Genomic DNA, 24,854 nt, shown 5'->3' on the forward strand with positions numbered 1-24,854 from the left:
TCCGCCGGCGCGTCGCCCTCGGCCGCCGGTACCGGCGAACACGCCCGGTGACCGTACCCTTGCGGCTTCCCGCGGAAGTTGCCACGCTGGTCGTTCAGACCGTCCGGTCCGGCAGCTCCGTGGCGTCGGCGGGACCCAGGTCCCCGGCCGGCCCCGGCTCGACACGTACGTGCGCGTCGCTCTCCCGCCGCCTCACCTGTGGAGCACACCATGGACACGAGCGGGGAGGCCGCCCGCGGCCTGACCGACATCCAGGACTTCCTGTACCAGCAGGCCCATCTGCGGGCGGCACGCCGCCGCGTGGCCGAGTTCACCGCGCGCGAGCCCGGCCTGACGCCGGTGCAGAAGGCGGACATCGAGCGCTGGTACCTCGCGGAACAGACGTACGTGGCCCGCCTGGTGACCGACCACATCGCCGCCAGCGTCAGCGAGGCGGAGCAACGGCACAACGCCCGCTTCGGGCACTGGCTGCGCGGCACCCTGACCGCGATGATCCTGATCACCGTGGCCATGGGCCTGTGTGTGACGGCGGTGCTGGCCGGAATGTGAGGCCACCGGCCCGGGGCCTGCTTCCGCCCCGCGAGCCGGTCCTCGATCCGGACCTGGGGGCGTCAAGGGCGGCGAGCCCCATGCGGACGAACTCCGCCGGTCTGAAGACCTCGGGCCCGGCGACCTCGACCACCCCGTTCACAGGAGCGCCGGCCGCGGTGCGGCTCACGGCCGCGGCCACGGCGTCGGAGACGACGGGCTGGATCCTGGCGTCCGGCAGCCGCACGGTGCCGCCCTCGGTGACCCCGTCGGCGCGCCCCCGCGCGAACTCACGCCAGGTCAAGAGCGGATCGGGGGCGGGTAAAGGCGAGGGCAGGTGTCGGTCTTGACGGCCTGATGCCTGGACTGTGGTGGCCAGGTGGTCATGTGGTGTTCATGCGGCAGCAGTTGGGCTGGGCCAGGGTGCGGACGTTGTCAGCTCAGCAGCTCGTCGGGAGGGCGTCATGACGGAACAGACAGAGTCCACAGAGGGCAGATCGCCGGAGGCCTCGGAGGGGTTCAGCCGCCGGCACGCGCTGGGGCTGCTCGGCACCGCGGGAGCCGGTGCGGCAGCCACCGGGCTGCTGGGCGCCGGCACGGCCCAGGCCGCGCCGCTCGCCGCCCCGGCCCTCCACCTCACCGCGGACGCCTCGGGCGCCTCCCCCGTGCAGGGCCTGCACCTGACCTTCGGAGCCGACCCGCGCACCCAGATGACGGTCTCCTGGATCACGGACGGTCCGGTGACCAAGCCGGTCGTGCACTACGGCACCCTGGAACACGGCTTTGGTTCCAGGGCCGCCGCCCGGACCGTGACCTATGTCGACGGCACCTCGAACCGCACCGTCCACGTCCACCACGCCCGGCTCGACCGCCTCACCCCGGACACGGACTACCTCTACCTCGCCACGCACGAGGGCGCGACCCCGGACAGCGGCACCTTCCGCACGGCCCCGCGCGGGCGCAGGCCGGTCACCTTCACCAGCTTCGGCGACCAGTCCGCCCCGCAGGTCACCTGGTCGGCCGACGGCACGGTCGCCCTGGACGCCAACTCCACGCCCGCGACGAAGGACATCGTCACCGGCATCGAGCAGGTCGCCCCGCTGTTCCACCTGCTCAACGGCGACCTCTGCTACGCCAACCTGGATGTCGACCGGGTGCGCACCTGGAACAACTTCTTCACCAACAACACCCGTTCGGCGCGCTTCCGCCCCTGGATGCCGGCGGCCGGCAACCACGAGATCGAGAGGGCCAACGGCCCGATCGGACTCGGCGCCTTCCAGGCCTACTTCTCCCTGCCCTCCACCGAGACGGACCCCGAACTCGCGGGCCTGTGGTACGCGTTCACGGCCGGTTCGGTCCGGGTGATCGTGCTTCAGAACGACGACAACTGCCTCCAGGACGGCGGCGACGTCTACATCAGCGGCTACTCCGGCGGCCGTCAGCTGGCCTTCCTGGAGCGGGAGCTGAAGGCGGCGCGTTCCTCGAAGGAGGTCGACTGGGTGGTCGTGGCCATGCACCAGGTCATGATCAGCTCCTCCGACGCCAACGGCGCAGACCTGGGCCTGCGCGAGAAGTACGGCCCGCTGTTCGACCGGTACGGCGTCGACCTGGTGCTGTGCGGCCACGAGCACAACTACGAGCGGTCACTGGCGGTCCGCGGCGTCGTCTCCGGCAGCGAGACGCTCACGCCCAACCCGGTGTCGCAGGCCACCGACGACATCGACGCCGACCACGGCACCGTGCACATGATCCTCGGCGGCGGCGGTGTCTCCGGTACCACCAACCAGAACTTCTTCAAGGACGGCACCGGCAAGGTGATCACCGCCGTGTCGGCGACCGCCGGCTCCAACGGCAAGCGCACCTCCACCTACGTGAAGGAGCAGGCGGTGTGGATCGGCGTCCGGGACACCGAACACCCCTACGGCTTCGCCGCGTTCACCGTCGACCCCGGCCGGCACCCCGGTGACACCACCCGGATGCACGTCACGTACTACAACGTGAACAAGCCGCACGGCGAACTGTCGGTATTCGAGAACTTCACGCTGCACCGCAGGCGTTCGGACGGCCCCGGCCACTGACCCCGCCCCGGGCCTCCGCCGACGGGGCGGCGGGCCGGGTGACGACCGCCCGGCTTGCCGCCCCGTCCGTACCCGTGCGGGCCTGGCCGGATACCGGCGAAGTCCCCTTGCGCAGCCGGGGGTTGGGCCGGGGTGCAGACTGGAAATACTTGGCTAAGCAACTATATGCTCGCCCATGGGGGCGGATGGCGAACATGGCCGCACGCCCCCGTGAGAATCCTGTCTCCGTGGCCCATGATGGAGGTCGCGGTTCGACAACATGTCAAACGTGTCGCTGTTCCGCCGGTTGACTGCCGCCCGGCGTGGACGTGCATGGCAGTGTCCGGTGGTGCCGCATCGATGAAGAGATCATCCACTCCTGGAAGGAAGTGCCGTGGCACCGGTGCTGGTCGGACTCGAAGGTCTGCTGGCGGGGGAGCGCATCCCGGTCCTGGACACCCGCGTCACCTTCGGACGCAACTCCGAGAACACTGTCGTCATCTCCAGCCTGAGCGTCTCCCGCTTCCATGCGGAGATCGTCTTCGACGAGGACAAGGGTTACGTACTGCGTGACCTGGAAAGCAGCAACGGCACCCTGGTCAACGGCGAGGAGGTGGAGTCCCGGCTGTTGCAGCCGGGCGACGAGATCTCCCTGGGCGACCAGGAGTTCCGCTTCGAGGTCGCCGACGCCATGCAGACGCTCATGGCGCTCTCCCTGCCGCGGTCCGTGACGCACGGCCCGAAGGAGGGCGAGCACGGGCCCGTCCTGCGGGTCACCGTCGCCGGCGGCGGCCCGGTCGGCCTGTCCCTCGCCCTGCTGCTGGAGCACTTCCTCGGCCCCCAGGCGCAGATCACCGTCTACGACGGCCGGTGGCGCAAGCAGGGCCGGACCGTGACCTGGAAGACCCAGGAGGAGGGCAACGTCCGCCGCCAGCAGGTGGTGACCGTACAGAGCCGTCAGTACCTGGCGTGGCCGGAGGAGGTCCGGACCCGGCTCTTCGACCCGGAGCACTACACGGAGATGTGGCCCTCGGGCCCGGACTCGGTCGGCGACCACCACCCGCGCAACATGCGCATCGCCTACATCGAGGACCGGCTGCTGGAACTGGCCAACGAGAAGCGCGACCGGATCCGGCTCATACCCGCCCGCTTCGACGCGGCCGCGGAACAGGAGGCGCTGGCCACCCAGCACGTGCTGGCGATCTGCGACGGCGGCCGGTCACGCACCCGGGAACACTTCGCCGCCCGGTTCGGCAAGGCCGACGAGTCGATCTACTCCCTGGAGGGCCGTCACCTCCAGGACGTCGTCCTCGGCCTGCGCGTGAAGTCGGGCCTGACCGACCCCATGGCGGTCCTGCTCACCGTCGCCCAGAACCGTTTCCTGCTCAACTCGCTGCGCGGCGAGGGCTTCCTCAACATGCGGCTCACCGACGCCGAGGCGGCGGAGGTCATCGGTCTGGATCCGGTCCGCCGGGTCTTCGAGGAGTGCATCGCCTCCCGGCCGTGTCTGATGGACCGCGACGAGTACGGCGACTTCCAGTGCTCGACCCACGGCACGCTGTTCCTGCCCGCGCTGGTCAAGGGGTCGCCGCTGTGGCGGCGGGTGCGGGAGGGCCTGCTGCTGTTCGGCGTCGAGTCCGACGACCTGTCCGCGGTCACCAGCTTCCGCCTGGACATGGTGCAACGACCGCGCTTCTCGGCTGAGTTGCTGCCGCCCACCACCAACTCGCCGGGCACCTACGGCTTCCTGCTGGGCGACGCGGCCAACGCGATCCACTTCTGGCCGGGCCGGGGCCTCAACAGCGGTCTCGCCTCGGCCATCTCGCTGGCCCGCTCCCTCAACAGCGCCTGGAACGGACGGCCGTTCCGGGACGCGGACTTCCTGCGTCACGAGGCGGCGATGTCCATGCTCCAGTACCGGCACAAGAGCCGGGCCTGGAAGGCGATGGTCACCACCGACGACCAGGGTGTCACCTGGGCCATCAAGGACATCATCGGCCACGGCATCGACGGGATCCCCGAGGAGCCCGACCGCGAGGCCGACACCAAGACGCTGCTGGAACGCATGCAGGCCATCCGTGCCCGGCTCGCTCCGCGCCTCGCGGGCATGCCGGACGACGAGGCGATCCTCGAACGCCTGCGGACGTTGCAGCCCGCCACCCTGCGCATGCTCGTCCTGAGCGGCGCCTGGGACACGCTGACCATGGGGGGCGAAGAGGTCGACATCGACATCTTCTACGGCCAGGACTCCTCCGCGGCGGCCGCGGCGGCCGCGGCACTGGAGCCCGCCACGCCCGCCACCCAGGCCTAGCCGGGGGCCCCTCGCGGCCCGACGCCCGGTGCGGCCCCCGGTCCACGGACCGGGGGCCGCACCGGGCGTGCCCGTGTTCCGGCCGTCAGTTCAGGGTGAACTTCTGCGCGGTGGCGCCGTTGCAGTCCCAGATCTGGAGGCGGGTGCCGTTGGCGGTGGCGCCGCTGGGGGAGTCGAGGCAGCGTCCGGACTGGGGGTTGAGGAGGGATCCGTCGGCCTGCTGGACCCATTTCTGTCCGCCGACCCCGTCGCAGTCCCACAGCTCGACCTTGGTGCCGTTCGCCGTGCCGTTGCCGACGATGTCCAGGCAGCGTCCCAGGGTGGCGAGGGAGGTGTCGGAACCGCGGTACCAGTGCTGGTCGATCGCGTACGACTGGCAGTCCCAGAGCTGGACCGCGGCACCGTCGGTGCCGGTGTCGTCGGCGGCGACGTCCACGCACTTGCCGCCGGGACCGGTGACCGGGCCGCCGCCGTTCACGGAGAACTTCTGCGCGGTGGCGCCGTTGCAGTCCCAGATCTGGAGGCGGGTGCCGTTGGCGGTGGCGCCGCTGGGGGAGTCGAGGCAGCGTCCGGACTGGGGGTTGAGGAGGGATCCGTCGGCCTGCTGGACCCATTTCTGTCCGCCGACCCCGTCGCAGTCCCACAGCTCCAGCCGGGCCCCGCCCGCCGTGCCGTTGTTCTCGATGTCGAGGCAGCGCCCCAGGGTGGACAGCGAACCGTCCGGGTTGTGCGTCCAGTGCTGGTCCTCGGCGTACGTCTGGCAGTCCCAGAGCTGGACGGCGGCGCCGTCGGTGCCGGTGTCGTCGGCGGCGACGTCCACGCACTTGCCGCCGGGACCGGTGATCGTCCCCTGCGGGCCGTCGGGCACGTCGGTCCGGCCGCTGTAGCCGACGGAGACGATGTTCGCCTGGACGGCGTTCTCCGCCGCGTCGGTGGGATAGCCGGAGACCATGACCCCCTCGAAGAAGGTGCCCCGGTTCCAGTTGCTGTTGTCGCCGCCGATGCCCAGGATGATGCCGCCCTCCTGCTGCATGGGCCGGTAGCCGCCGCGGGTGGGCAACGCCCCGTCCCACCAGGTGCTCAGGCCGCCCGACTGGGCGTTGCCGCCCTTGAGCGCGTAGCGGGTCTGCCCGTTGTTCTTCAGCACGGCGGTGACGAAGGTGCTGCTGTTGCCCTGGTTCGCCGTGTTGGAGCCGTTGTCGCCCTGGAACATGCCGTTCTCCAGATCGGCCTCCACCCAGGGCCCGTTTCCGGTGCACGGAGCGAAGTAGCAGGTGGTGGCGATGGAGACGGCGTCCATGTGCCCGTTGCCGGTGTCGGCGGGGGTGCTCTCGGCGTTGCCGTAGTCGAAGCAGCAGGCGGATCCGACATGGGTGCCGCTGGCCACCATGTAGGCGCCCTCGGGCTGCCCGTTCACCGCGACGCCGGAGGCGACCCCGGTGTACCGGTAGCCCACGCCGGGCGAGATCCACAGCCCGTACACCTTGTGGCCGCCGGCCGTGACGGATATCTCGGAGGCGTCGGCGCCCCGGTCGGCGCCCGTACCGGCGGTACCGGCCGGGCCGGGCGTGAGGTCGTTGTGCCGGCCGCTCTGGTCGTAGATCCGGGTGATCCGGCAGCCGCCGCTGTTCGCGCAGAACGCGTCCTGGGCCGCCGCGTTCGCGTATCCGCCCTGGGTCAGCGTCCCGATGTCGGCGGTGGCCCCGTCCGACACGCGGGTCACCTGGTAGAGCGGGCCGGAGTAGGAGGAGAGCAGCGCGCGGGTGACGCTGTGCGCGGCCACGCAGGGGGTGCCGGCCGCGGCGTAGACGTCACACGGCAGTGAACCGGCGGCCTGTGCGGCGGCCGGCAGTCCCAGCAGCAGCCCGAGCGCGAGGCCGAGACAGGCCGCCACCGCGGCCACGCTCCGCCATGGACCTAACCGCAATCTTGGCGAGTACATGACATTACCGGGGGAACCACGCATGGCACGTCCCTCTCTGATCGGCTCGGCCCGGAAACTACGCATCTTGTTCGAGCGCGTCAATATTTGTTTCCTTTTTTGGTTCAGACCAAGCCCTGGGGGGCCTGGTCCGATGCCGGTGGCGTTGCAGGCGCACATGATGCAGGTGTGGCATCGCCGTTCCGGGGCAGCAGACTGCCGTGCGGGTCCTTCACGCCCGGCACGGAATTCGCTGGAGCGAAACATCGAGCTCCCGACAGTGGAAGGGGGCAGCGGCATGGCCGAAACGACATCCGACAAAATCCCCGGTCCCGGACCGGTCAAGCACCCGACGCCGGTCGCCGAACTGCCCCGGCAGGTCCGCGACGAGCTCGGGCGCCGACTGCGCCGGAACAGGCGGGCGTTCCGCGCGGACGACGTACAGGTCGTCGAACGGCCGCTGCTGCGGCGCGCGGTGGGCGCCTCGGCGCTCGGCAACTGCATGGAGTGGTTCGACTTCGGCGTCTACAGCTACCTCGCCGCCACCATCGGCAAGGTCTTCTTCCCCGGCGCGTCCCCCGGCGCCCAGGTCATCTCCTCCTTCGCCACCTTCGCCGCCGCCTTCGTCGTACGGCCCCTCGGCGGGCTCGTCTTCGGCCCGCTCGGCGACCGGGTCGGCCGGCAGAAGGTGCTCGCCACCACCATGATCATGATGGCGCTCGGCACCTTCGCCATCGGGCTCATCCCCAGCTATGCCACGATCGGCATCGCCGCCCCGATCCTGCTGCTCCTCGCCCGGATGGTGCAGGGCTTCTCCACCGGCGGCGAGTACGGCGGCGCCACCACGTTCGTCGCGGAGTACTCACCCGACCGGCGCCGCGGCTTCCTCTCCAGCTGGCTCGACTTCGGCACCTTCGTCGGCTACGCCCTCGGCTCCGCCCTGGTCACCGTGCTGAACCTGCTCCTCACCGACACGCAGATGCTCACCTGGGGCTGGCGGCTGCCGTTCCTGATCGCCGGTCCGCTGGGCGTCATCGGTCTCTACATGCGGCTCAAGCTGGAGGAGTCCCCGGCCTTCCAGCAGCAACTGGACGAGCACGAGAGGGAACTCGCCCAGGAGTCGGCGGGCGGCGAGCTGAAGGGCATCGTCACCCGGCACTGGCGGCCGCTGCTGATCTGCATGGGCCTGGTGCTGCTGTACAACGTCACCAACTACATGGTCACCGGGTTCCTGCCGACGTACCAGACGGAGACCCTGCACCGCTCCAGCGGCTCAGCCGACCTCCAGGTGCTGGTCGGCATGGTCTGGATCGTCGTACTGATCACCTTCATCGGCCGACTGAGCGACCGGATCGGACGGCGTCCCGTCTACGGCGTCTCCGCGGCCGCCATGATCCTGCTCGCGGTGCCCTCCTTCCAGCTCATCAAGGCCGACGGCACCTGGCCGCCCGTCCTCGGCGTGCTGATCCTCTCGACCCTGCTGGCCTGTTTCGCCGCCCCGAGCGCCGCCACCCTGCCCGCGCTCTTCCCGACGGCCGTCCGCTACGCCGCGATGGGCATCGGCTTCAACATCGCGGTCGCGGCCTTCGGCGGGACCACACCTTTGGTGACCGAGGCGCTCGTCAACGTCACCGGTGACGACCTGATGCCCGCCTACTACCTGATGCTGGCCGGTGCGATCGGCCTGGTGACCGTGCGGTTCCTGCCCGAGAGCGCGCAGGTCCCGCTCAACGGGTCCCGCCCGATGGTCGGTTCCCGCGCGGAGCAGCGCGAGCTGATCACCACGTCGAAGGAGCTGTACGCGGCCTCCGTCCGGAAGACGTCCGTCAGGTGACGCGCCCCAGCCGGGACGGCGATCCGGCGGTCTGACTGCCCTCGTCGCCGAGCACCAGGGCGGCCCCCTGCTTCGTCAGCGTGTAGAGGTTGCCGGCCCCGCACACCACACCGGTGGAGGGGTCCGAGGGCGTGCTGGTGACCGCTTCGAAGACCATGGTCGTCCCGTGGGTCTCCCGCAGCCGCAGTGTCTCGGTGCAGCCGATGTCGGCGCCGCTGCCCGCCTCGGTCACATGGCTGACCTGCCGCCCCACGTTCTCGCCGCGGCGCGCCGTGTGCAGGGTGAGGGTGACGGACACGCCCGTCGTACGGGCGTTGAACACGCCGTCGCCCGCGGTGCTGCCGGGGCCGGTGCCCTTCCAGGTGCCCACCCATGACGCGGGCAGCGCGTCCGCCGCCGGGCGGGACGCGGACGGGGAGGACGTCGCCGGCGGCGAGGTGCGGTCCCCGGCCGGCCCGTCGCCGTCCCCACCCCACGGGGCAGCCACGACGACGGCGACGGCGACGGCCACCACGGCGGCCGACGCACCGGCCGCCACCACCGCGGTACGGCCCCGCGCCCGGCGCCCGCCACCGGCGGCGGACGGCACGCCCCCGGACCCCCGACCGGTACCGGACAGCCCATCGTGGACCGCCGGTGGCGTTCCGTACGGGGGCGGTGGCGTGCCGTACGCGGCTGCCGACGGCGCGGGATGCGGTGGCCGCGGGGGGCCGAACCCTTGTGGTGCGGTGGTGGCCGGTGGTGTCACGGTGGCGGTCCGGGCGTCGAGCAGGGTCCGCAGCTCGGCCTCCCGTGCCGCGAGGTCCTCCGTCAGGCCGGCCGGGAGGGCGGTGGCCCATTCCGTGGGTCCCGCGGCGGCGGGGGCCAGCAGGTCCGGCAACTCCTGTGCCGTGGGGCGGGCCTCCGGCGACTTGTCGAGGCAGGCGGCCAGCACCGGGGCGAGGGCCGGCGGTACGTCGTCGAGCCGGGGCTCCTCGTGCACGATCCGGTAGAGCAACCGGGCCGCCGAGGGTTCCTCGCCCGGGTGCAGGAACGGGCCCTGCCCGGTGGCCGCGTACACCAGTACCGCGGCCAGCGCGAACACGTCGCCCGGTGCCGCCGAGGTGCCGCCCGTCACCTGCTCGGGTGCCATGTAGCCGGGGGAGCCGATGACACCGCCGGTGCGGGTGTGGCGGGTGTCGTCGGCCGCCCGGGCGATACCGAAGTCGATGAGCAGCGGGTGCCGGCGGGCGAGCAGCACGTTCGACGGCTTCACGTCCCGGTGCGCGAGTCCCGCCCGGTGCACGGCCCGCAGCCCCTCGGCGAGTTCGGCACCCAGGGCGCGCACGGCCGGCGTGGGGAGCGGACCGTGTCGCTCCACCCACTCGGCGAGCGACGGCGCCGCGACGAACTCGGTGGCCAGCCACTGCGGCCGCTGTCCCGGCGGGCTGTGGTCGACCACCGTCACCGTCCACGGCGAACGGACCCGGTCGCTGCTGGCGATCTCCCGGGCGAACCGCGCCTCGAACCCCGGGTCCACGGCGAGTTCGCTCCGTACGGTCTTCAGTGCCAGGGGGCGTCCCGAGGACGTCCGGGAGAGGAAGACCTGCCCCATGCCGCCGGCGCCCAGCCGGGCCAGCAGAGGGTAGCCGCCGACGGCGGACGGATCCGTGGGATCGAGACTTCTCATGAACGTCTCCGGGCGGTGAGCGCGTCGCGACCGGGCAGGCCGCCACCGGCAAGCGGAGCCCCCCGTCGGCATCCGCGTGGACATGGCCTGCGGTGAGGTATTCATATCAGTTGGCGAGGTTCGGCCCGGCACAGGGCCGTACCCCGCAGGTCCCGGATGCCGTTCGCCCGGCTGAGTGACAGACTGGGTTCGGCGTCGGCGTCGGCGTCGGCGTCGTGCGACGCGCGGCCCCGAATCGGCGGCCGTCCGGGTCACGGACAGGGCCACGACGCCGTGGCCGGCCTGTGCGTCGGCATCGGGGAAGCAACCGGCAGGGACCAGGATCCGGATGGTGGTGACCTTCCGTGAGCGGGACCGGGGCAGGAACCGACGGTGCGCCCGGCGCACTTGCCGGGCAGACGGTCGTCTTGGTGGGCGGCAGCGCCGGGATGGGCCTGGAGACCGCACGGCAAGTGCGGGCGAACGGGGGTGACGTGGTGCTCACGGCCCGCAACGCCGAGCGTCTGGTGCAGGCCGCGGACGAGCTGAGGCCGCTGGGCACGGCCGTGTTCGACGCCCGCGACACCGAGCGCCTGGAACGCTTCCTCGGTGAACTGCCGGGCCGCGTCGACCACGTGATGGTCACGGCGGGCAGTCCGTCGTACACCCCCCTCGACGAACTGGACCTGACCGAGGCGGCCCAGGACTTCGGCGGCCGCATCGCGATGATGCTGGCGGTGGCACGGGCGAGCCGCGACCGGGTCAGGGCCGGGGGAACGCTGCTGTTCGTCGGCGGCACCGGCGGCCGGCGGCCCGCCCCCGGAATGGCCGTGACCGGCGCGCTCACCGCCGCACTGCCCGCCCTGACCGCCAACCTGGCCCTGGAGGTCGCCCCGGTCCGGGTCAACCTGATCGCGGCCGGGTTCGTCGACACGCCACTGTCCGCCGCGCTCCTCGGTGACGAACTGGAGGCGAGGCGCGAGCAGTTGAGGAGATCGCTGCCCATCGGACGGGTGGTCGGACCGGCGGACGTCGCCGCTCTCGCCCTGCACATCATGCTCAACGGCGCCCTCACCGGCGCGACCTACGACATCGACGGCGGCCAGCAACTCGTCGCCCACTGACGGCTCCGCGGGAGGCACGGACAATGGACATGAAACTCGAGGTCGTCGTGGTGCCGGTGTCCGACGTCGACCGGGCCAAGGACTTCTACACGGCGCTGGGCTGGCGGCTCGACGCGGACGTCGCCACCGACGGCGACTTCAGGGTGGTGCAGGTGACCCCTCCCGGTTCCCCGGCGTCCGTCATCTTCGGCAGCGAGGTCACCGAGCAGCCTCCGGGGTCGGCCCGCGGCCTCCATCTGATCGTCGCCGACATCGAGGCCGCCCACGACGAACTGGCGCGCAACGGCGCCGACCCGAGCGACGTGTTCCACGACGCCGGTGGCGTCTTCCACCACGCGGGCACCGACGCCCGCGTGCCCGGTCCCGACCCGGAACGCGGCAGCTACGGCTCCTTCCTGTCGTTCAGCGACCCGGACGGCAACGGCTGGCTCCTCCAGGAGATCACCGCCAGACTCCCCGGCCGGCTGGATCCCGCGACCACCTCGTTCGCCTCGGCCGATGACCTGGCGGGCGCGCTGCGCCGGGCCGCGGCGGCACACGGCGAGCACGAGGCCCGCACCGGCGCGGAGGACCCGGACTGGCCCGACTGGTACGCGCGGTACCTGGTGTCCGAGCAGGCCGGGACGGAACCGCCCACGTAGCGGCCGTGCCCCGCGCTCACCTGTCGCAGCCCCCGGACCGGTCCCGCCGCACCCGGGGGATGCGGATGTCGGCGGTGCCCTTGTAGGCGTACGGGTCCCGGCCGGCGACCAGCACGATGTCCCGGAAGTCCGCCTGGGCCATGGGCACTTCGGCGCCGGGAGGTGCCCAGGGGAGCAGCGACGAGGCGCTCATGTAGTGGTTGACCAGGGCCCGCCTGAAGCCGTGCCGGCCGGTGTTGGGCAGCGACCTGTGCAGCAGGTAGCCGTGGAAGAGCAGCACCGATCCGGCGGCGATCTCCACGGGCACGGCGTCGGCCTCGTCGTACGGGAAGCCGTAGGACTCCGCCGTGCAGTCGTAACGGGCGTCGTCGTGCTGCCGGTTGGGATAGATGACGCCGGGACGGTGCGAACCCGGCAGGACCCACAGGCAGCCGTTCTCGACGGTGGCGTCGTCGAGGGCGATCCAGGCGGCGGTCAGCGAGCGGTCCCGGGTCGGGATGAACATCTCGTCCTGGTGCCACGCCTGACCCGGCCGGCCCTCGGACTTCACGAACAGCATGGACTGCATCGACTTGACGTCCGGGCCGATCACCCGCGTCAGCGGTCCGACGACGGCGGGATGGCGCATGGCGTCGAGCATGAGCGCGGACAGTTTGTGCGGATAGTGGACGCACAGGAACCGCCGTACGGTGTCGTCGTCGCTCTCGCCCGGGACCGACGGCGGCGCCCCCTCGACGGCACCCCGGTCACCGCGGCAGATCCGCACGGTCTCCGCGCGCAGCCCCGCCACCTCGTCCGGCGTCAGGGCGCCTGTCAGTACGGCGTAACCGTCCCGGTCGAAGCGGGACGCGAGGTCCGCGGCGGCCGCGTTCCCCGGACTGCTGCGGACGGTCATCGGGTTCCCCTTCCCGCTGGGATGCCGGGGTGCGTTCGCGTATCAGATCATCCGTCAGAAATAGTCGGGACGGTGGCGGTTCACAACTCTTGACGCGTTTCGCCGGGTCCGAGTAGCGTCATTCGGCACTTGCTAATACGTATTAGGGAGTGCTCATGGCCCCTCCCGAACGGCGTAGACGCACCACCCAGCGGGACATCGCCCGGCGCGCCGGCGTCTCCCAGGCGACCGTGTCACTGGTGATCAGCGGAGGCGCGGCCGGATCCCAGATCGCGGAACCGACCCGGCGGGCCGTGCTCGCGGCGGCCGAGGAGCTCGGCTACGCGGCCAATGTCGCCGCACGCAGTCTGAAGGGCGGCCGCAACCGGCTCCTCGGGCTCTACACCTTCGAGTCGGTGTTCCCGACCGACCAGCGCGACTTCTACTACCCGTTCCTGCTCGGCGTGGAGGAGGAGACCGCCCGCCAGGGCTACGATCTGCTGCTGTTCTGCTCCGGCGGGGGCCCGTCCGGTGCTCCGGACTCCGGTCGGTCGATCTACGCCGACGGGGCCAACCGGCTGAAGATCGCGGACGGTTGCGTGCTGCTCGGCCGCAACGTCCGCCGCGCGGAACTGTCCGCGCTGGCCCGGGAGGACTTCCCGTTCGTGTTCGTCGGCCGCCGCGAGGTCGACGGCGCCCGACTCTCCTACGTGGCCGCCGACTACGTGGCGGCGACCGCGGCCCTCGTCGCGGAGCTGGTACGACTCGGCCACCGGCGGATCCTGTACCTGCGGGCCCTGGAGGACAGCGAGCCCACATGGGACCGCGAGCAGGGGTACCGGCGCGGGCTGGCCGAGGCCGGCCTCCCCCTGGACGAGACGCTGGTCCGGCGCCTGGCCGACCCCGCGGAACTCACCGCCGGGCAACTGGCGGAGTGGACGGCCGGGCTGGGCGTCACCGCCCTGCTGGTCGAACCGACCGAGGGCAACCGGCTCACCGCGGCACTGGCGGCGATGACCGGCACCGGACGGATCCGGTTCCCCGAGGACTGCTCACTGGCCCTGCTGGGCGATCCGCCGTCCTGGACACCGGAGTCCCGGAACTGGACGCGGTTCTCACTGCCCCGCGCCCGGATGGCGGGGGAGGCCGTACGGCTGCTCGTCGAACTGCTCGACCAGGACACCCCCGAACCGCTCCGGCTGACGGTGCCCTGCGCCTTCGTGCCCGGCGACTCGATCGGCCCGGTCCCCGCCGGCGGCCGGAGGCGCGCGCCATGACCCGGATGATCGTGCACCGGCTGCTCGTCGGGCTCTTCGTGATGTGGGGCGCCGCCTCGCTGATCTTCCTCATCGTCCGGGCCGCACCGGGCGACCCCGCGACGGTCCTGCTCGGCCCGGACGCCGACCATGCCCAGATCGTCAGGCTGCGTGCCTCGCTCGGCCTCGACCGGCCGCTCGGCGCGCAGTACCTCAGCTACCTCGGCGACGTCTGCCGGCTCGACTTCGGCGAGTCGCACCGGCTCGGCAGGCCCGCCATGGACGCGGTCCTCGACCGGCTGCCCGCGACGGTCGACCTCACCCTCACGGCCACCGTGACCGCGGTGATCGTGGGCCTGACCCTCGGCATGCTGGCCGGCGGCCGGCCGGGCGGCCTGCTGGACCGGGTGGTGTCGGCCTGCACGATCGCCCTCCAGTCGTTCCCCACGTTCTGGACCGGCATCATGCTGGTGCTGGTCTTCGCGCTGAACCTGCGCCTGCTGCCCAGTTCGGGGGTGGGCACGCCCCAGCACCTGGTGCTGCCGGCGGTCACCCTCGCGTTCCCCTTCATCGCCATCATCGCCAGGCTGACCAGGACGAGCCTGGTGGAGACGATGAGCGAGGAGTACGTCAGGACCGCCCGCTCCAAGGGGCTGACGGAGCGTCAGGTACTGCTCGGGCACGCCCTGCGCAACTCCCTGATCCCGGTGGTGACCGTGGTGGGTGTCCAGGTCGGGGCCCTGGTCGGGGGCGCCGTGATCGTCGAGAACGTGTTCGCCTGGCCCGGCCTGGGCTCGCTCGTGGTGGAGGCCGTCGCCAACCGGGACTACACGGTCGTCCAGGGCGCCACCCTGCTGATCGCGGGCATCGTCGTCGTGCTCAACCTGATGGCGGACCTGCTCGTCGCCCAGCTGGACCCGCGGATCCGGACGGGAGCCGTCTGATGGCCGACCTCACCGTCACCGTCGAACGGCCGCCGACCGCCGTACGACGGCCGCGGCGCGCGCTCCTCTCCCTCGTCCCCGCGCTCGTCGTCGGCTGCTACCTGCTGGTCGCCGCCGTCGGACCGCTGCTGATCCACTACGACCCGGTGCACACGTCGCTGACCGACCGGCTGCTCGCGCCCGGCTCCCGGACCTCCACCGGCGACACGGCGTGGCTGGGCACCGACGGACTCGGCCGGGACATGCTGGCCCAGATCGCGTACGGGGCCAGGACCGCGGTGCTCATCGGCGCGTGCACCGTCACGCTCTCCGGCCTCGTCGGGGTCGTCCTGGGCGCCGTCGCCGGTTACTTCCGCGGCGCCGCCGACGCCGTACTCGCCCGGATCTTCGACGTCCTGCTGGCGTTCCCCGCGATCCTGCTGGCGATCGTCATCGCGGGCGCCTTCGAGCGCAGCGCCCTGCTGGTCGTCCTCGCGCTCTCGGCGACCGGCTGGATCGGCTTCGCCCGCGTCACCCGCGGCATCGCCCTCTCCCTCCGGGAGCGGCCCTGGGTCGACGCCGCCCGGGTGCTGGGCGTGCCGGGCCGCACGATTCTCGCCCGGCACGTGCTCCCGTTCACGGCGGGACCGGTCGTCGCCCTCGCCACCCTCGAGTTCGCCCTGGTGGTGCTGGCGGAGGCCGGGCTCAGCTTCCTCGGTATCGGCCTGCCCCCGTCGACCGTGTCCTGGGGGCAGACCATCGCGGGCGGCAAGGAGTACCTGGAGACGCAGTGGTGGATCGCCACCCTGCCGGGCATCGCCCTGTCCCTCCTCATCGTCGCCATCGGCATCCTCGGCGACCAGCTCACCGCCCGCTACGGGCGCGGCCGCCCCGGCCGAACCCCCACGACGCACAGCTCCGCACGCACCGGCTGACTCCGACCGACCCCCGATCGACAGGAGCACCACCATGACCAGGACGCGTGAGCGACGGCGGAGCCGGCTGGTCCGGCTCGCCACCACCGCGACGGCGGGCGCGGCGCTCCTCGCCGCCTGCACGACGACGACCGGCGGCGACGACACGGGCGGCGCCGACGACGGCGAGGTGACGGTCGCCGGCACCTACCCGATCGAGAGCCTGGACCCGCACGGCGCCCAGGGCGCCTCCACGGGAACGCAACTGGCCGCACAGGAGATCTTCAGCAGACTCGTGAAACCCGACGCGGACGGCACGCTCAAGGGCGACCTCGCCACCTCCTGGAAGCCCAACAAGGACGTCACCGCCTGGACGTTCACGCTGCGTGACGGCGTCACGTTCTCCGACGGTTCCGCGCTCGACGCCGACGACGTGGTCGCCTCCTTCCAGCGGATGACCGGGCTGAACGGACCCAACGCGGGCAACTTCCCCGGCGACACGATGACCAGGACCTCGGCCACCGAGGTGGTCCTGCACAGTCCGGCACCCGACGCGTCCGTCCCCGGCAAACTCGGCACCTTCTACGTGCTTCCGACGGGCGTCGGCAAGGACGACACCGCCTTCTTCAACCACCCTGTCGGCTCAGGCCCGTTCACCGTCGCCGCGTTCACCCCGAGCGAGTCACTGGCCCTGGTGCCCAACAGCAAGTACCGGGGCACCCGGCCCGCGCCGCGCCGGGTGACCATACGCGACATCCCCGAACTCGCGGCCCGGCTGACCGCACTGCGCACCGGCGAGGTGGACGTCGTCTGGGGCATCCCCGACGACCAACTCGCCGCCCTGAAGGGGCAGAAGGACCTGACCGTGCGGACCGTGCCCAGCAGCGCCGAGTTCACCATGTGGTTCAACTCCTCGGTCTCCGCCCTCAAGGACGCCGAGGTGCGCCGGGCGATCTGGCAGGCGGTCGACTTCGGCACCATCATCCGCGAGCTCTACCCCGAGACCGGCAGGCCGGCCGACGCACCCGTCACCGGTGTCGTCCTCGGCCACGTGGCGCAACAGCCCGTCACCTACGACCCGAAGGCCGCCAAGGCGGCGCTCACCGCCGCCGGCTTCGACTTCACCAGGAAGCTCCGGCTCCAGTTCGCCAACGCCGAGTTCCGGCCCTTCGTGCAGGCCGTCGTCTCCGACCTCCAGAAGGTAGGCGTCCGTGTCGACCCGCTGGAGAAGGAACAGGCCGCCTTCACCGAGGACCTGCTCGCACTCAAGTGGGACATCAACTTCCAGCAGCTCGCCACCCCCAGCTACGACGCGGCCAGCAACCTCGGCCGCCTCTACACCTGCGCGGCCGAGCGGATGGGCTACTGCAACAGGCGGCTGGACGGCGTGCTGGCGGCGGCCGGCGCGACGGCCGACAAGAAGCGGCGCACCGACCTCTACGGGCAGGCGAGCCGGATCATCTGGCAGGACGCGGTCGGGATGTACCCGATGTCGGTGAGCATCGCCTACGCCTGGAACAGCCACCTGACGGGTTTCGTGCCCGACGCCAGCGGGCTGCCGGACTTCGCCACCGTACGGACCGGCGGCTCGTGACCGCCGCGGGTACCGCACGCGGACACGGCGCCGGCAAGGCGGCGCCCGGGACCGACGGGCCGGTCCTGCGGATCGCGGATCTGGCGGTGGAACTGCCGGGTCCGCACGGCACCCGGGTCCGCGCCGTGGACGGCGTCTCCTTCGACGTGCCACGCGCCACCACCGTGGGACTGATCGGGGAGTCCGGCAGCGGAAAGACGATGACCGCGCACGCCGTCCTGGGCCTGCCACCCGAAGGGGCCACCCTGACCGGCCGACTGCTGTGGCACGGCGAGGACCTGGTCACCGCCGACCCGGCACGGCGCCGCGCGGTACGCGGCCGGGAGATCGCCATGATCTTCCAAGACCCGCTCGCCGCGCTCAACCCGACCCAGCGGATCGGCCGGCAGGTCGGCGAGATACCGCGCCGCGACCGGCTGCCCCGCGCCGAGGTCAGACGGCGGACCGCCGAACTCCTGGACCGGGCCGGGATACCCGAGCCCGAACGGCGGATGCGCGCGTACCCGCACGAACTCTCCGGAGGGCTGCGCCAGCGCGCCGTGATCGCGATGGCCCTGGCCGGGAACCCCGAGCTGCTGCTCGCCGACGAGCCCACGACCGCGCTCGACGTCACCGTGCAGTCCCGGATCCTGCGGCTGCTTGCGGACATCCAGGCGGCGGACGGCCTGGCGATGCTGCTGGTCAGCCATGACCTGCGGGTCGTGTCGCACGTCGCCGAACAGGTCGTGGTCATGTACGCGGGCCGGGTCTGCGAACGCGGCCCCGCCCGGGCCGCGCTGCGTCGGCCCGCCCACCCCTACACCGCGGCCCTGGTGCGCAGCGTGCCCGCCGTCCGGACCCGGACCGCACTGGCCGCGCCGCTGCCCGGCGCCCCGGCGACACCGGCGAACCGGCCGGACGGCTGCGCGTTCCATCCGCGCTGCCCTCTGGTCCGTGCCCGGTGCCGCGACGAGACGCCGCAGGTACGGGAGGCGGCGCCGGGACGCTGGAGCGCCTGCCACTTCGCCGAGGAGGTGCTGGGGGAGTGAACGAAGGGGAGCGCCAGAGCGCGGGCACGCTGCTCGACGTACGTGACCTGCGCGTCAGTTACGCGGGGCGGGGGAGGGGGCGCCGGGGCGGGCGGGCCGCCGTGGACGGGGTGAGTCTGACGGTGACGGCCGAGGAGACGCTCGGGCTGGTCGGCGAGTCGGGCTCCGGCAAGACCACGGTGGCCCGCTGCGTGGCCGGGCTGCTCAGCCCCGGCGCCGGCACGGTCACCTTCGAGGGACGCCCGCTCGGCCGCGCGGGGCGCCGGCCGCCCGAACTCCAGCGCGCGGTGCAGATGGTGTTCCAGGACCCCCGGTCGTCGCTGAACCCGCGGATGACGGTCGCCGCGATCATCGCCGAGGTCTGGGGCACCCACCCGGTCACCGCGCCCCGGGGCGACCGCACGGCCGCACTGCACCGGCTCCTCGCCGGAATGGGGCTCGACCCCGAGGTGGCGTCCCGGCGCGCCGGGGACCTGTCCGGCGGCCAGTGCCAGCGGGTCAGCATCGCCAGGGCACTGGCGGTACGACCCCGGCTGCTGGTGTGCGACGAGGCCGTGTCGGCGCTCGACGTGTCGGTGCAGGCCCAGATCCTGCGGCTGCTCGCCGACCTGCGCGGCAGGCACCGGCTCGCCATGCTCTTCATCTCGCACGACCTGGGGGTGGTCCACCAGATCGCCGACCGGGTGGCGGTGATGAGCCGCGGCGTGATCGTGGAGGAGGGCCGGACCGACGAGGTGCTGACCGCACCGCGGCACCCGTACACCCGGGCACTGCTGGACGCGGCCCTCGACCTCGACGACACGGTGCGGGACGACGACACGGTGCGGGACGACGGCACGGTGCGGGACGACGACAGGGCGCGGGGCGACGGCAGGGTGCGGGGCGACGGCACGGTGCGGGGCGACTGCACGGTGCGGGATGACGGCACGGTGCCCCGTGACGGCATGCTGCCAGGTGACGGCACGGTGTGGGGTGACGGCACGGTGCGGGGTGACGGCACCGCCGACGGCGAGGTGGCCGTATGAGCGAGCAGGGGACGACGGCACGGCCCGCCACCGCGGTACCCGCGCCGACCGGCTGGAACACCTGGGACGTCCGCACGCACACCGGCATGAGCCGACTGCCGTCCGGACCGCGGCTGAGGCTCGGCCTCCTCGGCCCCGACGGCCCGGTGCTGGACGGGTTCACCTGGCGCGACGGCCTCGAACGGCTCGGACCGCACACCGTGGACGGCAGCCACGCCGAGGTCACGGTCCGGGCCGCGGGCCGGCGGCTGCGGCTGCTCTTCGCGGGCGGCCCGGGTGACGTCCTGCACGTCCGCGCCGAGACGACGGGCCGGCTCGTACTGGCACTGGAAGGCCTGACCGGCGCGAACGGCCCCCAGGCCGCATCCGTCGGGACAGGGGCGCCGCCGGAATCGCCCGGCGGGACCGGTGGGATCGGTGGGTCGACGGTTTTGCCTGGTGCGCCCGGTGGGGTCGGTGGGTCGGCGGTTTTGCCTGGTGTGCCCGGTGGGGTCGAGGGGGCGGCGGAGTCGGCTGATGTGGCTGGTGGGGCCGGGGGGACGGTGGGCTCGTCGGATGCTCCGGGCGGGAGCGGTGTGCCGGCAAGGGCGTCGGGAGCGGTCGGTGCCTATGTGGTCGGGGACGGGTGCGCGGGCGGGATGCGGTGGGCGGTCACCGCCTCGGCGCCCGCGCGGCGACTGGCGGGTCCGGCGGACGAGCTGCTGCTGGTGTTCGGCGGGCGCGGTGCCGGTTCCGGAACCGTGGACCTGCGGATCGCACCGGCCGGTGTGCCCGGCACGGTCGCCGAGACCGGTGGCGTGCTCGCGGCGGGCCGCGCCGCCGCCGACCGCACCCTGCCGCGTTCCGGAGGCTGGCTCGGTGCCGCCGCCGACGCCCTCACCAGGGCCGTCACCTGGAACACCGTCCACGCTCCCGATCTCGGCCGGGTCCTCACCCCGACCTCCAGGGACTTCGTCTGCGCCGCCCGGCAGGGCTTCTACGGCACCTGGGCCCTGCACGCCTGGGACACGTTCTTCACCGGTCTCGCCGCCTCGGCCGTCGACCGGGACTACGCGCGCGGCATCTTCACCCAGATCCTTCCGTACGCGGACCGGTCCGGCATGCTCCCGAACCGGGTCTCCGACGACCGGGGCCGCACCGACGACCGCTCACAGCCGCCGGTCGGCGCGCTGACGGTGCATCAGGCCTACCTGGCGGGCGGCCTGTCGGACGGGACCCGTGACACTGCGCTGCTCCACGCGACCTTCCCGGCGCTGCTGGCCTGGCACGACTGGTGGCCCAGGGCCCGCCGGGGACCGCACGGCCTGCTCGCCTGGGGCTCCGACCCGGTCGTGGGCGACCCGGGCTCGGCCACCCTCGACCGGGCCAGGCGGGAGTCGGGCCTGGACGACTCGCCGATGTACGACGAGGCCCGGTACGACCCGGTCACCCACACCATGGACCTCGCCGACGTCGGCCTGAACGCCCTGCACATCGCCGACGCCGAGGCCCTGGCGGAGATGGCCGGCCTCCTGGGGGAGGACGCGACCGCCGGCCGGCTGCGCGCCGAGGCCGCCACGGCCGCGAGGGCCGCCGACCTGCTCCTGTGGGACGGCGCGCGCGGCGGCTACCGCAACCTCACCTCGGCAGGCGTCCACGATCCGCACGTCTCACCGACGATGCTGTACGCGCTGCTCGGCGGATTGCCCGACGCCGGGCGGGCGTCCGCCGTCGCCGCCGACCTGCTGCGGCCCGAAGTGCTGGGCGGGGCACGGCCGTTGCCCAGCGTGGCCCGCGACGACCCCGGCTTCGCGGCGACCTACTGGCGCGGACGGATCTGGGCACCGATGGCCTATCTCGCCGTACGCGGGCTGCGGCGGTACGGGCTGACCGAGCTCAGCCGGCCGGTGGTGGGAGCGCTGCTGCGGCTGTTCCTCGACGAGTGGCGGGAGTACGGCCACGTCCGGGAGAACTATCCGGCCGTCGAGGGAGAGAACCTGACGGGCCTGGAGAAGCGTTCGGACGGACTGATGGCCTGGGGCGGCCTGCTGGCCTACCTCGCCTTCGGGGAACTGGCCGACGCGCGACCCGACGGGTGGCGGTTCGCCCACCCGGGCGAGCCGGCCGAACTGCGCAACCTGCCGCTCGGCGAGGGCCGCCTCGACGTCCGGGCGGCGGACCGGCTCACCGTCCGCCTCGACGGACGGGTGTTGCTGGACCTGGCGCCCGGTGTCGTCGTACACGCCTACCGGCGGACCGGCGACCGGGTCACCGGAACCGCCGAGGGCACCGGCGACCTGCTGGTGACCCCGCCCGGTGGTGGCCCGCCCGTGCGGTGGGAGGTGCGCGGCGGCGCCCGGAGCTTCGGTCTCGGCCCGGACGCCGAGGGCACGGGTGACGCGACCGAGGGGAGCGGCACATGAGCGAGCCGACGTCGGCTGCCGCGGACGTCCTCGTCGTCGGCGGGGGCCTCGGAGGTGTGGCGGCGGCACTGGCCGTCCTCGACCGGGGCCGTTCGGTCCTGCTCACCGAGGAGACCGACTGGATCGGCGGTCAGCTCACCAGCCAGGGCGTACCGCCCGACGAGCACGCGTGGATCGAGCAGTTCGGCGCCACCCGCACCTACCGTGCGCTGCGCGAGGCGATCCGCGACCACTACCGGACCTGGTACCCGCTCACCGACGAGGCCAGGCGGCGGCGGTACCTCAACCCGGGCGAGGGACGGGTGAGCGCGCTGTGCCACGAACCCAGGGTGGCCGCGGCGGTCCTGGAAGCCATGGTCGCGCCGTACCTGGCCGCCGGGCGGCTGCGGATCCGCCTCCGGCACCGCCCGGTGGCCGCCGCCGTGCACGGCGACCGGGTACGGTCCGTGGTCGTCGAGGGCCCGGACGGCACCCGGGTGGAGGTGGCGGCCTCGTACGTCCTGGACGCCACCGAACTCGGCGACCTGCTGCCGCTGACCGGCACCGAGCACGTGACCGGCTTCGAGTCGCGGCACGACACGGGGGAGCCGAGCGCGCCGGAGGAACCACAGCCGGCCAACATGCAGGCGTTCTCCTGGGTGTTCGCCGTCGACCACCTGGCCGGTGAGGACCACACCGTCGACCGCCCCGCCGGGTACGGCCGTTGGGCCGCCTACCACCCCCCGCAGTGGCCGAACCGGCTGCTGAGCCTGAGCGCACCCGACCCGAGGACGCTCGAGACCGTACCGCGCGGCTTCACCCCGAACCCCGACTCCGGGCCGGTCGTCGCCGACCAGAGCAAGGACGCCGGAGACCGGGAACTGTGGGAGTTCCGCCGGGTGTTCTCCAGGACGCTGTACCGGCCGGGCTTCGCCGCGAGCGACGTGACCATCGTCAACTGGCCCATGATCGACTATCTGCCGGGACCGCTGGTCGGGGTGGCCGACGAGGAGCGGGACCGGCATCTGGCGGGCGCCCGCGAGCTGAGCATGAGCATGCTCTACTGGTTGCAGACCGAGGCCCCCCGCCCCGACGGCGGCACCGGCTGGCCCGGGCTGCGGCTGCGCGGGGACGTGCTGGGCACGGCCGACGGGCTGGCCAAGGCGCCGTACATCCGTGAGTCGCGCCGGATCGTCGCCCGGCGCCGGATCGTGGAACAGGACCTGTCCCTCGCGGTGCGCGGCGAGCGCGGCGCGGTGCGGTACCCGGACACCGTGGGCATCGGGATGTACCGGATCGACCTGCACCCGTCCACCGGCGGCGACACCTACATCGACGTGGCGGGCAGCCCGTTCCAGATCCCGCTGGGCGCCCTGCTGCCGGTCCGGGTGCGCAACCTGCTGCCGGTGTGCAAGAACATCGGCACCACGCACATCACCAACGGCTGCTACCGACTGCACCCCGTCGAGTGGAACATCGGCGAGGCGGCCGGGACGCTGGCGGCGTTCTGCCTCGACAACCGGCTGGACACCGAGCAGGTGTACGAGGACCCCGCTTGGCTGCACCGCTTCCAGGACGAACTCACGCGCGCCGGCGTCGAACTGGCCTGGCCCGAGGTCAGGGGGTACTGATGGACGGTCGGGAAACGACCCGAAGGGGCGTGGAGCACGGCACGACCGGCCACGACGAAGCCACGGCCGGACGACGGCGCCCGGTGGCAGGGCGCCTCGCCGGCGGTGGGAAAGGGCAGACCGACGGCCGCGCCCTGCTGTCCGGTGTCATCGTCCCCCTGGTCACACCGATGGACCGCCCAGGACATCCCTCGGCCCGGGCCGCGGGTCCCCTGCTGGACGCACTCGCGGCGGCCGGCGCCCGCGGGCTCATGCTCTTCGGCAGCAACGGGGAGGGCCCGCTGCTGCCCACGGCGGAACTGGGCGCGTTCTCCGCGGCCGTGGCCCGCCGCTGGCGCGAACTCACCGGCGACGGACCGGTTCTGATCAACATCACCGCCCCCGGGACCGCCGAGGCGCTGGCCAGGGCGGAGTCCGTCCGGCCCGCCGAACCCGACGCGCTGGTGCTGAGCCCGCCCACCTACTTCCGCCACCGGCCGGACGAGATCCTCGCCCACTACACCGCCCTGGCCGGCCTCGGGGTCCCCGTCGTCGCCTACCACGCGCCCCGCTACGGCAACCCGCTCACCCCCGCCCTGCTCGACGAACTGACCGACCTAGCCCACCTGGTGGGCCTCAAGGACAGCTCGGGCGACCCCGCACTGTTCCGTCACGCCCTCACGGCGGCCCGCCGGCGCGACGACTTCGGGATCGGCCAGGGCGCGGAGACGCGGGCGCTGGACGCACTGCGACTGGGGGCCGACGGGGTGGTGCTCGGGGTGGCCAACCTGGCGCCCGGGGCCGCCGTCGAGCTGTACCGCGCCCACCGGCAGGGCCGGGACGCTGACGCGCGGCGCGCACAGCAACTCCTCAACGAGCTGCTGGCGTTGCACGCGGTACGGCCGGGCGTGCCGGCGGTGAAGGCTGTCCTGGCCGATCGGGGACTGTGCCCGCCGTACACCGCCGCGCCCCTCGTCCCGTGCTCCGACACGGAGCGCGAAGCGCTGCGCGAACTGCTCGCCCCTCACGACGAACATCTCGTACGAGCCCGACCACGGGTTTGACCACGGTCTGACCACGGGCCTGACTACGCGTCCGACCAGGGGTCCGGCCACGAGTCTGACTACGCGTCTGGCCAAGGGCCTGACCACGAGTCTGACCACGCGTCTGACCACGCGTCTGACC

Annotated in this window: 18 protein-coding genes; 15 read left to right on the forward strand and 3 right to left on the reverse strand. The window is 72.7% G+C overall.

The genetic code is table 11. The features are described 5' to 3' along the window. Positions 1 to 210 precede the first annotated feature (210 nt). From AAW13_RS23280 to AAW13_RS23295, 3 genes are all read left to right on the forward strand, one after another. Positions 211 to 549 (forward strand): hypothetical protein, encoded by a 339-nt coding sequence (locus tag AAW13_RS23280; RefSeq protein WP_046727103.1) that lies wholly within the window; start codon positions 211 to 213, stop codon positions 547 to 549. 443 nt (positions 550 to 992) lie between these two features. Next, positions 993 to 2,606 carry a purple acid phosphatase family protein gene (locus tag AAW13_RS23290; RefSeq protein WP_046727102.1) on the forward strand — a complete coding sequence of 538 codons (1,614 nt, stop codon included), beginning with the start codon at positions 993 to 995 and terminating at the stop codon, positions 2,604 to 2,606. 373 nt (positions 2,607 to 2,979) lie between these two features. Beyond that, positions 2,980 to 4,896: an FHA domain-containing protein gene (locus AAW13_RS23295; protein WP_046727101.1), complete on the forward strand. Its 1,917-nt coding sequence runs from the start codon at positions 2,980 to 2,982 to the stop codon at positions 4,894 to 4,896. A gap of 85 nt (positions 4,897 to 4,981) precedes the next feature. On the opposite strand, the gene AAW13_RS23300 is transcribed toward AAW13_RS23295, so the two are convergent. Then, positions 4,982 to 6,838 (reverse strand): arabinofuranosidase catalytic domain-containing protein, encoded by a 1,857-nt coding sequence (locus tag AAW13_RS23300; RefSeq protein WP_206306267.1) that lies wholly within the window; start codon positions 6,836 to 6,838, stop codon positions 4,982 to 4,984. 277 nt (positions 6,839 to 7,115) lie between these two features. Here AAW13_RS23300 and AAW13_RS23305 point away from each other — a divergent pair, with 277 nt between their 5' ends. Further along, positions 7,116 to 8,651, forward strand: coding sequence for an MFS transporter (locus AAW13_RS23305; RefSeq protein ID WP_046727099.1), 1,536 nt, complete (start codon positions 7,116 to 7,118; stop codon positions 8,649 to 8,651). Here AAW13_RS23305 and AAW13_RS23310 read toward each other — a convergent pair. Continuing rightward, a complete protein-coding gene (locus AAW13_RS23310) occupies positions 8,644 to 10,320 on the reverse strand; it encodes a serine/threonine-protein kinase (RefSeq protein ID WP_052768443.1) in 1,677 nt (558 codons plus the stop codon). The genes AAW13_RS23305 and AAW13_RS23310 overlap by 8 nt on opposite strands. A 344-nt stretch (positions 10,321 to 10,664) precedes the next feature. Between AAW13_RS23310 and AAW13_RS23315 the strand changes: the two genes are divergently transcribed. Continuing rightward, positions 10,665 to 11,423, forward strand: a complete 759-nt coding sequence (locus tag AAW13_RS23315) for an SDR family oxidoreductase (RefSeq protein WP_046727098.1) — start codon at positions 10,665 to 10,667, stop codon at positions 11,421 to 11,423. A gap of 29 nt (positions 11,424 to 11,452) precedes the next feature. Next, positions 11,453 to 12,064 carry a VOC family protein gene (locus AAW13_RS23320; RefSeq protein ID WP_338059062.1) on the forward strand — a complete coding sequence of 204 codons (612 nt, stop codon included), beginning with the start codon at positions 11,453 to 11,455 and terminating at the stop codon, positions 12,062 to 12,064. A 16-nt stretch (positions 12,065 to 12,080) separates the two neighbouring features. On the opposite strand, the gene AAW13_RS23325 is transcribed toward AAW13_RS23320, so the two are convergent. After that, positions 12,081 to 12,959, reverse strand: coding sequence for a phytanoyl-CoA dioxygenase family protein (locus AAW13_RS23325; RefSeq protein ID WP_046727096.1), 879 nt, complete (start codon positions 12,957 to 12,959; stop codon positions 12,081 to 12,083). A 155-nt stretch (positions 12,960 to 13,114) separates the two neighbouring features. Here AAW13_RS23325 and AAW13_RS23330 point away from each other — a divergent pair, with 155 nt between their 5' ends. Genes AAW13_RS23330 through AAW13_RS23370 form a run of 9 tightly spaced genes read left to right on the forward strand, consistent with a single transcriptional unit; the run spans position 13,115 to position 24,733 of the window. Beyond that, positions 13,115 to 14,215: a LacI family DNA-binding transcriptional regulator gene (locus tag AAW13_RS23330; protein WP_052768442.1), complete on the forward strand. Its 1,101-nt coding sequence runs from the start codon at positions 13,115 to 13,117 to the stop codon at positions 14,213 to 14,215. Next, complete coding sequence (locus AAW13_RS23335) at positions 14,212 to 15,138, forward strand: ABC transporter permease (protein ID WP_046727095.1); 927 nt, start codon at positions 14,212 to 14,214, stop codon at positions 15,136 to 15,138. Before AAW13_RS23330 ends, AAW13_RS23335 begins: the two co-directional genes overlap by 4 nt. Then, complete coding sequence (locus tag AAW13_RS23340) at positions 15,138 to 16,052, forward strand: ABC transporter permease (RefSeq protein WP_046727094.1); 915 nt, start codon at positions 15,138 to 15,140, stop codon at positions 16,050 to 16,052. Before AAW13_RS23335 ends, AAW13_RS23340 begins: the two co-directional genes overlap by 1 nt. A 34-nt stretch (positions 16,053 to 16,086) precedes the next feature. Beyond that, on the forward strand, positions 16,087 to 17,625 hold the full coding sequence (locus AAW13_RS23345; protein ID WP_046727093.1) for an ABC transporter substrate-binding protein: 1,539 nt from the start codon (positions 16,087 to 16,089) through the stop codon (positions 17,623 to 17,625). After that, positions 17,622 to 18,653, forward strand: coding sequence for an ABC transporter ATP-binding protein (locus tag AAW13_RS23350; protein WP_079178926.1), 1,032 nt, complete (start codon positions 17,622 to 17,624; stop codon positions 18,651 to 18,653). The genes AAW13_RS23345 and AAW13_RS23350 overlap by 4 nt, the downstream gene beginning before the upstream one ends. Then, positions 18,650 to 19,678 carry an ATP-binding cassette domain-containing protein gene (locus AAW13_RS23355; RefSeq protein WP_052768441.1) on the forward strand — a complete coding sequence of 343 codons (1,029 nt, stop codon included), beginning with the start codon at positions 18,650 to 18,652 and terminating at the stop codon, positions 19,676 to 19,678. The genes AAW13_RS23350 and AAW13_RS23355 overlap by 4 nt, the downstream gene beginning before the upstream one ends. After that, positions 19,675 to 22,080 (forward strand): MGH1-like glycoside hydrolase domain-containing protein, encoded by a 2,406-nt coding sequence (locus tag AAW13_RS23360; RefSeq protein ID WP_052768440.1) that lies wholly within the window; start codon positions 19,675 to 19,677, stop codon positions 22,078 to 22,080. Before AAW13_RS23355 ends, AAW13_RS23360 begins: the two co-directional genes overlap by 4 nt. Then, positions 22,077 to 23,690: an FAD-dependent oxidoreductase gene (locus AAW13_RS23365; RefSeq protein WP_046727092.1), complete on the forward strand. Its 1,614-nt coding sequence runs from the start codon at positions 22,077 to 22,079 to the stop codon at positions 23,688 to 23,690. Before AAW13_RS23360 ends, AAW13_RS23365 begins: the two co-directional genes overlap by 4 nt. After that, positions 23,690 to 24,733 carry a dihydrodipicolinate synthase family protein gene (locus AAW13_RS23370; RefSeq protein WP_079178927.1) on the forward strand — a complete coding sequence of 348 codons (1,044 nt, stop codon included), beginning with the start codon at positions 23,690 to 23,692 and terminating at the stop codon, positions 24,731 to 24,733. The genes AAW13_RS23365 and AAW13_RS23370 overlap by 1 nt, the downstream gene beginning before the upstream one ends. Positions 24,734 to 24,854 lie beyond the last annotated feature (121 nt).

Source organism: Streptomyces humi (assembly GCF_001005085.2).
GTDB classification, from domain to species: domain Bacteria; phylum Actinomycetota; class Actinomycetes; order Streptomycetales; family Streptomycetaceae; genus Streptomyces; species Streptomyces humi.